The sequence below is a fragment of the Paenochrobactrum gallinarii genome, assembly GCF_014205685.1.
Classification (GTDB): domain Bacteria; phylum Pseudomonadota; class Alphaproteobacteria; order Rhizobiales; family Rhizobiaceae; genus Paenochrobactrum; species Paenochrobactrum gallinarii.
In genome coordinates, this window is the sequence record NZ_JACIIU010000038.1 from 1 (window position 1) to 8,826 (window position 8,826).

General features: G+C 51.5%; 10 protein-coding genes. 7 read left to right on the forward strand and 3 right to left on the reverse strand.

Annotated features, from left to right (window positions below):
• Positions 1-183: integrase core domain-containing protein (locus FHS77_RS15100; protein WP_184224761.1), on the forward strand; the 183-nt coding region annotated here is incomplete at its 5' end.
• A gap of 112 nt (positions 184-295) precedes the next feature.
• Here FHS77_RS15100 and FHS77_RS15105 read toward each other — a convergent pair.
• Together FHS77_RS15105 and FHS77_RS15110 are read right to left on the reverse strand one after the other, a co-directional pair.
• Positions 296-1,558, reverse strand: coding sequence for an FAD-dependent oxidoreductase (locus FHS77_RS15105; RefSeq protein ID WP_184224762.1), 1,263 nt, complete (start codon positions 1,556-1,558; stop codon positions 296-298).
• Positions 1,551-2,369 carry a shikimate dehydrogenase family protein gene (locus tag FHS77_RS15110; protein ID WP_184224763.1) on the reverse strand — a complete coding sequence of 273 codons (819 nt, stop codon included), beginning with the start codon at positions 2,367-2,369 and terminating at the stop codon, positions 1,551-1,553. The genes FHS77_RS15105 and FHS77_RS15110 overlap by 8 nt, the downstream gene beginning before the upstream one ends.
• A 109-nt stretch (positions 2,370-2,478) precedes the next feature.
• On the opposite strand from FHS77_RS15110, the gene FHS77_RS15115 reads away from it, so the two are divergent.
• The 6 genes from FHS77_RS15115 (at position 2,479) to FHS77_RS15140 (ending at position 8,078) form a co-directional block, all read left to right on the forward strand.
• Entirely contained in the window at positions 2,479-3,399 is a 921-nt protein-coding gene (locus tag FHS77_RS15115; protein ID WP_184224764.1) for a LysR family transcriptional regulator, read from the forward strand.
• A 22-nt stretch (positions 3,400-3,421) separates the two neighbouring features.
• The gene (locus tag FHS77_RS15120; protein WP_184224765.1) at positions 3,422-4,324 is read left to right on the forward strand and encodes an alpha/beta fold hydrolase; all 903 of its coding nucleotides are present in this window, start codon (positions 3,422-3,424) and stop codon (positions 4,322-4,324) included.
• A complete protein-coding gene (locus FHS77_RS15125) occupies positions 4,321-5,274 on the forward strand; it encodes a LysR family transcriptional regulator (RefSeq protein ID WP_184224766.1) in 954 nt (317 codons plus the stop codon). Before FHS77_RS15120 ends, FHS77_RS15125 begins: the two co-directional genes overlap by 4 nt.
• A gap of 124 nt (positions 5,275-5,398) precedes the next feature.
• The gene (locus FHS77_RS15130) at positions 5,399-6,421 is read left to right on the forward strand and encodes an ABC transporter substrate-binding protein (RefSeq protein ID WP_184224767.1); all 1,023 of its coding nucleotides are present in this window, start codon (positions 5,399-5,401) and stop codon (positions 6,419-6,421) included.
• 54 nt (positions 6,422-6,475) lie between these two features.
• Positions 6,476-7,243: an ABC transporter ATP-binding protein gene (locus FHS77_RS15135; protein ID WP_184224768.1), complete on the forward strand. Its 768-nt coding sequence runs from the start codon at positions 6,476-6,478 to the stop codon at positions 7,241-7,243.
• On the forward strand, positions 7,236-8,078 hold the full coding sequence (locus FHS77_RS15140; RefSeq protein WP_184224769.1) for an ABC transporter permease: 843 nt from the start codon (positions 7,236-7,238) through the stop codon (positions 8,076-8,078). Before FHS77_RS15135 ends, FHS77_RS15140 begins: the two co-directional genes overlap by 8 nt.
• A 366-nt stretch (positions 8,079-8,444) precedes the next feature.
• Here the strand turns inward: FHS77_RS15140 and FHS77_RS15145 are convergent.
• Positions 8,445-8,826 (reverse strand): transposase (locus tag FHS77_RS15145; RefSeq protein WP_184224770.1); only part of this gene is annotated, 382 nt, incomplete at its 5' end.

Consider the following 8,826-nt stretch of genomic DNA (forward strand, 5'->3'; position numbering starts at 1 on the left):
AACGGCAAGTTCAGAGCTGAATGTTTGAACCAGCATTGGTTCATGACCCTTGACGATGCCCGCCAAAAGATGGAAGATTGGCGTGTAGACTACAATGAGGTTCGGCCTCACAGCGCTATCGGGAATAAACCGCCGATTTCGCTGATGAATGGCTCGGGCGCATCTGGTTCGCCCAAAGCCTAAACCCCGGGAAAGTTCCCCAGCCGGGTGGTCCTAAAACGAGGAGCACGTCAGTATAACCCCAGACTCTCCTGAAAAATGGAGGAGAGCTGGGGATCACGCCAAGGTTTATGCATTAAATCAGCGCATTTTGCGCGATCAAAGTTTTACGAACTGCTTCTGAGCTCAACGAGCCGGAGGCTTGAAGAGCAGCAGCAATACCCGCAGCGTGGCCAGTCGCAAAAGCTGTGCCCATCACCCGAAGCGAGCCATAAGCTGCACCATCAGCACCCATAACGCGGCCGCCCAAGAATAAATTCTCGGTCACAGACGCACGCAAAGCATTCAATGGAATATCGGCAAAGCCATCACCGCCCAGATCAATAAATCTAGCGCGACCTGGCGCTTCATGCACCTCCATCGGCCATGCCGCACGGGCAATGCCATCTGCACGGCGTGAGCCATTTTGCAAGGCTGCGCCGGTCATATCTTCCAGCGCCTGTGGGCGGCGGGTTTCACGGATACCAATTTGCGGACCCGTCGCGGCGATAAAGGCTTTTTCAAAGCCCGGTATTTTTTGCAAGATTTTTAAGTTTCGCCATGCTTCAAAACGTGCCTGACGCTCTGCCGCGCCAAGACTTGCACCACTCAAACCATCGGTTTCAAGATCAATTGTCATCCACCAATAATCATTGGAGATTGGCAAACGCATCATAACACCACCATCAGCACGGTGGATCGGGGTGTCGGAGTTCGCATTATGCTGCTTGATAAACTCTGCCATCAGTGCGCGGTCAAACTTTACGCCATCAGCAATACCGCCGATACGCACCGGCATCGATGCTGGTTGCACATGGTCGCCCGCAGCGCTGCTGACGCTCATTTTTGTGGCCGCGAGTGCGCTTAAAGTGGCTTCACCACTGGCATCAACAAATGCACCAGCCGACACATCATAACTGCCCGCGTGGTCGGTAATGACAATGGAAGCAATGCCATCAGCGCCCTTTGTCACCGCAGTCACACGACTATGCAGCACCACATCAAGGCCGGAAACATCCGTCAAACGGTCAAAACCATATTTAAGCGCTTCCGGATCAAGCATAATGATCCAATTGCCGCTATTGGATTTAACCGGTGCAGTATCCTGACCAATCTCGCGCAATGTGTTGAGAAGATCTTCACCAACACCACGCACGGCCACAACCGGCTCCGGCCCTTTTTGATAAAAACCGCAATAGGCAAGCACCAATGAGTTTGCCGCTGCGCCGCCTAAAAACCCATAGCGCTCAACCAGCAAAACCTTGGCACCAAGACGTGCTGCGCCAACGGCGGCACTTGCTCCGGCTGTACCGCCCCCAACAACGACAACGTCATAATGACACGAGCGCTGATTAGTCATTGATTTGTTCTCCCGGGATCACGCCCATTACCTGACCGAGGGCAAAAAGCTGTGCTTTTGCCATTTCTTCGCCGGTTTGAATTTTCAAATTACGTTGTGCCGCAGCGATGAGCAGCGGTGTCATTTTCGGACTGGTAACCACATCAGCCACCAAGGCATCTTGCGGCAGCAGCTCAAGAATGGCCTCGGGCACAGGCAGCGGATCATCCGCTTTCATGCCACTTGAAGAAGCGTTAATAACCAGATCAAAAGCCCGGTTTGGCAAGGCTTCAGCTGCAATATCAACCTGAGGAAATGCTGTTTTCAATCGTGCAGCCAGATCAAAAGCACGCTCTGGATTGCGATCATGAATAATAAGCTGTGCCACTCCGCTCTCAGCCACGGCATAGCCGATTGCACTGCCGGCAGCACCTGCCCCCACCATGAAAACAGCTTTGCCTTCAGGCTCAAATCCATGCAGACGTGTGGCGCCTAAAAAGCCAACGCCATCAGTCATATCCGCGCTCAGGCGCCCGTCAGGGTGGCGCCGAACAACATTGGCAGTGCCTAAAAATTGCGCAGTCGGGCTTAATTCATCAACCAGTTCAGCAACGGCATTTTTATGCGGGATCGTGACGACAAACCCGTCAAAATTTTGCCAGCCACGCACTGTTTTAACAAAATCAGCCACATTTTCAGGCAAAAGATCGATAGCAATCATGGCCGCATCTTTTTGTGCACCGGCGAAATAATCATTGAAATTATCCGGTGATTTAACCTGCGCTATCGGTGAACCGATGATCGCGACCAATCGTGTTTTGCTGCCAACCAAAGCTTTTCTCCTGAACTTGTGATCGAGATTAGAGCGGGAGACCTATTGACTCCAATATAAATTACGGCTGAAGACATAAGTCTGATTTATAGGGTGAGGTAATGGGTTGATGCAGCATCCCAAACTAAAAGAACGCCAGATCGAAATTTTTCGCACTATCATGGCCACCAATTCTATGACAGCAGCTGCGCGTCATTTAGGCGTTTCTCAGCCTAATCTTTCAATCGCAATCAAGCGTTTGGAAGATCAGCTCGGCATTGCATTATTTGCTCGCATTTCTGGCAGATTAGTGCCGACACAAGAAGCAGAATTGATTTTTGCCGAAGTGGAGCGCGTCAACCAGCAATCGGAAATGCTCTCTGAACTGATCTATTCCATTGCACGCGGCGATGCCTCAACCTTTCGGTTTGGTTCCACACCAAGCCTTGGTGTGCGGCTTATTCCCAAGGCGTTGCGACGTCTGCAATTAGAGGGAACAGCCGGCACTTATTATAGTGACAGCCTGTCCCAACGCGATGTGCGCGACTATCTGCTTTTTGGTCAAGGTGCTTGTGTCGCCACCATTGCAGAGGTCAATGATCCAGTGATTGAAACCACCAAAGTGGCAAGCGCAGGCTTGGTGTGTGTCGTGCCGAAAGATCATCGGCTCGCAGGCAAAAAAACTGTCACGCCGCTGGATATTGCGCATGAGCCGCTGATTTCTTTTGGCGCCACCACCACCCATGGCTTGTTCATTGATGAAACCTATCGGCGTTGGGGTGTTTCGCGCGAAACGGCTGTCTATGTGCATTTTGTCGAGGCGGCCCTTTCTTTTGTCAGCGAAGGCATCGGCATCACTATTCTGGATGCTTTTTCTGCCATCAATTGCGAGGCCTTCGGCCTTGTCGCAATACCGGTTGAGAATAGCGTGAGTGTTTCGGCCTATGTTCATATTTGCCAGTTGCGGCCTCGACAAAAAGGCGTAGATAGCCTGATTGATGCGCTGCGTGACATTGCCAATGCGTCGATTAAGAATGACGCAGCCCAATAAAATAACGGAGGAAAGCCCGCCCATGCTTAGGCCAGCCAATCAACTGTTTTCAGGCTTTGAGGACAATTGCATCAGCACTGAAAATGTCGATTTTGCCGTGTTGAGTAAAGGCACGGGGCCTGCCATTTTACTCCTTCATGGCTATCCGGAAACGCGCACTGCATGGCATCGGATTGCACCGGAACTGGCTGAAACTCATACGGTTATCGTGCCGGATTTGCCCGGTTATGGGCGGAGCCGTGTTAAAAATAGCACGGCCAATATGGGTTCAAAACGCGCTATGGCTAAAAGCCTGCACGAGATGATGCAAGTACTTGGCCATAATAAATTTACCGTCATCGGTCATGATCGTGGCGGTCGTGTTGCTTATCGTATGGCGCTGGATTTTCCACAAACTATCACCGCACTTGTTTCGGTCACGGTCGTGCCGACACCGGAAATGTGGGAAGGCGCCAGCAAGGCTTTCGGGATGGGTGCCTGGCACTGGTTCATGATGGCGCAACCCTATCCGCTGCCTGAAAATTTGATGGCCGGAAATCCCCGTTTTCTGATCGACACAACACTGCAAAAAATGACCGGCAATATTGATCTGCTAGATCCATTAGCCTTGGATGATTACCGCACCGCATTTGATGATCCGGATGTGCGCCACGGCATTTGTGAAGATTACCGTGCGGGTGCAAGTGTGGACGAAGCCGATGATTTAGCAGATCGCAATCAGGCAAACAAAATCCATGTGCCGGTTTTAGTTTTTTGGGAAGAAGGCCGTCGCTATGGCGGTGGCCGCGAGCCGCTGAACATCTGGGCAGACTGGACAGATTTTGCTGAAGGACAGCCACTCACCGGCGGGCATTTATTGCCAGAAACTGCCGCCCCTGCCCTGTTGAAAGCGCTGCATCCATTTCTTCGAAAGCTTGAACAATGAAGGATAGAAACGAGCACGGCGACACTAATACGCCCGACGCTAATGAAAGCCTTTTGAGCCTGCGCCAAATGGAAGTGTTTCACACTGTGATGCAAACACGTTCCATCACCGGCGCTTCCAAAGTGCTCCATGTTTCGCAGCCTGTTTTAAGCCGCACCATCCGGCGTATTGAAGACCAGCTGGGCATTGCATTATTTGCCCGTGATCGTAACGGCCTTGTGCCCACTTCAGAGGCTTTGCAGATTTTTGCTGAGCTTGATCCGCTTATTCGCCAGTTAACCAGTGTCGGCACGCAGATAACTCGAATCGCCCGCGGAGAAACAGCAGTTTTCCGTGTCGGCTCCACGGCAAGTGTGGCGCGCGCACTCATCCCACAATCATTGCGTACATTATCTGTGGAAGTTCCGGGCATTGAGCTGTTTTTTGACGTGTTGCCGGTCAACCAGATTGAGGACTATCTGATCACCGGACGCGGGGAGGCAGTGGTCACAATTGCGTCATCAGATCATCCGTTGATTGCCAGTGAACATGTCGGCAAAGTCGACTTGGTTGCTGTCATTCACAAAGATCATGCCCTTGCCCAGCGCAGTATTATTCGAGCCCATGATCTGGCAAATTGCGATTTTATTGCATTTTCTACAGGTGGCGCGCATCAAACCGTGGTTGATCGCTTCTTAAACAGCGAGAAACTAAGCGTTAATACCCGCGCGGTTGCCCGTTATGCTGATACGGCGCTGGCACTGGCCAGTGAAGCGATGGGAATTATTCTTATCGATTATCTTTCAACATTGGGCCCTCTTGGAAATAATCTTGTCGTGCGGCCGATTGAAAACGCACCGCAATTTTCGATCTCCGTTTTGTGGAACCGTCGCCGGCCACATTCCGCTAATTTACGTAAGCTGACAGAGATACTCACCCGCAAACTTGAGGGGCTGCCGCCTCTTGCCTGAGATGTCACAACCGCTATATGTTCGCAGGACATGGGAGACATAACCATTTTGCGTTGTCTCACATTTCAGTCAATGCCATGAAAGTGAATGGCACGCATCCGTGTCACCTTCGGGAGGAATAGTTATGAATATGTTTTTGAACCGCCGTCAGGCTTTGGTCGGCATGGGCGCGCTTGGCGCGGCTACAGCCTTTGGCATGCCTGCACGTGCCGCAACCCGTAATCTTGCTGTGCTTCATCTGGCCAGCCATGCGCCAAGCTTTATCGCTTTTGAGCGCGGCTATTATAAAGATGCAGGCCTCAACATTGAATTGAAATTCTTTGAAGCTGCACAGCCAATGGCCGTTGCAATTGCTTCGGGCGATGCCGATTTTGGCGTAACGGCCATGAGCGGCGGCTTAATCAGCCTTGCACAAAAAGACGCCGTTAAAGTTATTGGCGGCGCATTGACCGAGCAAAAAGGCGTCACCGGCGCAATTATTCTGGCATCCAATAAAGCCTATGAAGCTGGTCTGACTGACCCTTCCATGCTGGCCGGCAAAAGCTTTGGTATTACCACTGCCGGTTCTTCTTTCCATTTTATGGCGCATAAAATTGCTCAGGCCAACAATATCGATCTTGCCGACATACAGCTTCGCCCATTACAGAAGCTAGGCGCGATCGTTGGTGCATTGACCACCGGCCAGATCGATGCCTGGGCCATTCAGCCAAATGTTGCCAAGAAAATGATTCGTGAAGGTGCCGCCAAGCAAATCGGTCTCGTTTCCGATTATGCTCCTGATTATCAGGTAACAACTGCCTTTACCTCGACCAAAAATGCCGCCAATGAGCGCGAAATGACTGAAGCTTTTGTCAAAGCTTACTCACGCGCCATTGCTGATTATAACGCAGCCTTCATCGACAATACGGCCGATGACAAAGAGCGTGATGATCTGGCGAAGATCGTTCACAAATATGTTGAAAGCGACAGCCCGTTTGAAACCGCCAAACAGAACCTGCTGAATGGTGCGATGAAAATCAATGAAGGCTTAGCTCTTTCACTCGATAGCTGCGTCGAACAGCTGGAATGGTTCAAGTCTGAAGGCATGGTTAAAGATGCCATCACCAATGAACAGTTGTTTGACACATCATACGTCAAAACTATCTGACCAGCATACTAATCTCGCGGAGACGTGTTTTAACGTCTCCGCTAAGGAGAACTCATGGATCTGAGACTTAAAAACATCAGCCATTCATATGGATCCGTTGAGGTTCTGAAAGACATTTCGCTTGATATCCCTCAGGGTCAGATCGTCTGTCTTATCGGACCTTCGGGCTGCGGGAAATCAACATTACTCCGCTTTCTGGGTGGCTTGGAAAAATCGACATCGGGCGAGGTTTTGCAGATTGGCAATCCGCCGCAAGATTCTCTCAATCCCCTTACTTATGTGTTTCAGCACTTTGCTCTGCTGCCTTGGCGCACGGTTGAAGGCAATATTAAGCTTGTTCTGGAAGATCACGGTTTAGGTACACGCGAGATGGATGACATTGTCACCGATGTGCTTGAGCGCACGCGACTTTCCGATTTCCGTCAGGCACTGCCTAAGCAATTATCCGGCGGCATGCGCCAGCGTGTTGCAATCAGCCGCGCTTTGGCTGTGCGTCCTGCCGTGATGCTGATGGATGAGCCGCTTTCTGCACTCGACAGCCAAACGCGTGAATTGTTGATGGATGATCTGGTGTCGCTCTGGACACGCCAGCCTTTCACCTCCGTTTACGTCACCCATAATCTGAATGAAGCCGTACGGCTTGGCCATCGGGTTGTTGTTTTGTCACGTCGTCCGGGGCGCATCCGCGAAATCGTCGATATTGATATTCCGCTGAGCGAGCGCCATTTGGGCGATCCGGTGCTGGAAGAAAAACAAAAACAGCTCTGGGAACTAATGCGCGAAGAGGCTGCGGCCGCAGACAAGGAATTGGTCAATGTCTGACGTTAACACCATGACATCAGCTGACATGGCAGCAAAAAATGACACAGCGCCGGTGCGCCCTGTTCTGTTTCGTGGCGGCGGCTTTGCGCCGGTGCCGGTTAAAGGTGTCGGCATTGCCGTTTTTGTAGTGCTGATCATACTGGCAGAAGTTGGTACACGCAGTGGCTTTATTTCAAGCCTGACTTTGCCACGCCCGAGTGCTGTTTTCGACACATTCGTACAATTATGGCAGACAGGCTTGCTCTGGAAACATTTGCTGCCATCATTGCAACGTCTGTTTGTCGGCGCATTTATGGGTATTGCCGTGGGCGTTGGCATCGGTGTACTGATCGGCTTGTTCAGCTATGTGCGTGCTGGTCTCGTGCCACTGGTCGCAGCGCTGTTTCCAATTCCGAAAATTGCATTGCTGCCGCTTTTCGTAATTTGGTTCGGCATTGATGAAATGTCGAAATATGCGCTCATTGCTTTCGGCACATTTACGCCAACCGTCGTTGCTACTTATGGCGCGGTTGATAATGTTGATCGTTCACTAATCCGCATGGGGCAGAGCTTTGGCCTGAGCTGGTGGTCGATTGTCCGCAAAATTGTGCTGCCAGGTGCCTTTCCGGCTATCTTGTCAGGACTGCGAGTTTCTGTTTCCATCGCAATCATTCTGCTTGTTGCCGCTGAAATGCTCGGCGCGCAATATGGTGTTGGTTCCTATATTCTGGAGGCCGGATCGCTCTATGATCTTGAAAAGCTTTTTGCCGGTGTCACCATCTTGTCGGTGATGGGTCTGATCGTAAATTTCATTATCGGTAAGATCGAAAAGCACTTCCTCAGCTGGCGCGGATAATTCCGCGCTACGTATCACGACCAGTGCTAAATTAGGCTCAGGACTTCGGTAACGGGGTCTTCCATGTCAAGCATTTTTTGACGTGCGAATACACGCCATAGCTACGGCGTTGATCCTATCTGTATTTTTACGTTCCTGTTTGCGTTGCTGTCTTCGTGTGATGTCAACCCGGGTACATGCTTCTGTCCGTGGTCAGCGCAATTGGCTGCCAACATGATGCTGGTTCAAATGTAATCCCGATGTGCCCATCTCATAGGCGTGCTCGACTTTCATCGGCACAGTCCTGACCCCGGCATCATCGGAACCACGTCCCTGGGGGGGGCTTCGACAGCCTGCAATCAGGCAGGCAAAGGTTGCAGCGTTTCTTTAAATCCTATGCGACACAGCATCATCTGACAGAAAGTCGGTATCATCGACCCACATTCGATGAAGGATAACGCTGATACGACGCGCCAAAGCAACCATCGCGCGCTTCGTGCCGCGGCGGCGGGTGACCTGTGCAGCCCATGCTCTCAGCCATGTCGAACGTCCTCGATGCATCATGACTGTCGCGGCCTGACACAGCGCGCGGCGTAAGTTGATGTCGCCAGCTTTGGTAATGCCACCCGAAACGTCGTGTTCGCCGGATTGATTGCGAGATGGTGTCATGCCGACCCATGGCCCGACTTTCTTAGATGATGTGAAACGAGAAGGGTCATCAATGGCGGACCGGTAGCTCAGTGCGACAACCGCTCCTACTCCGGGCATT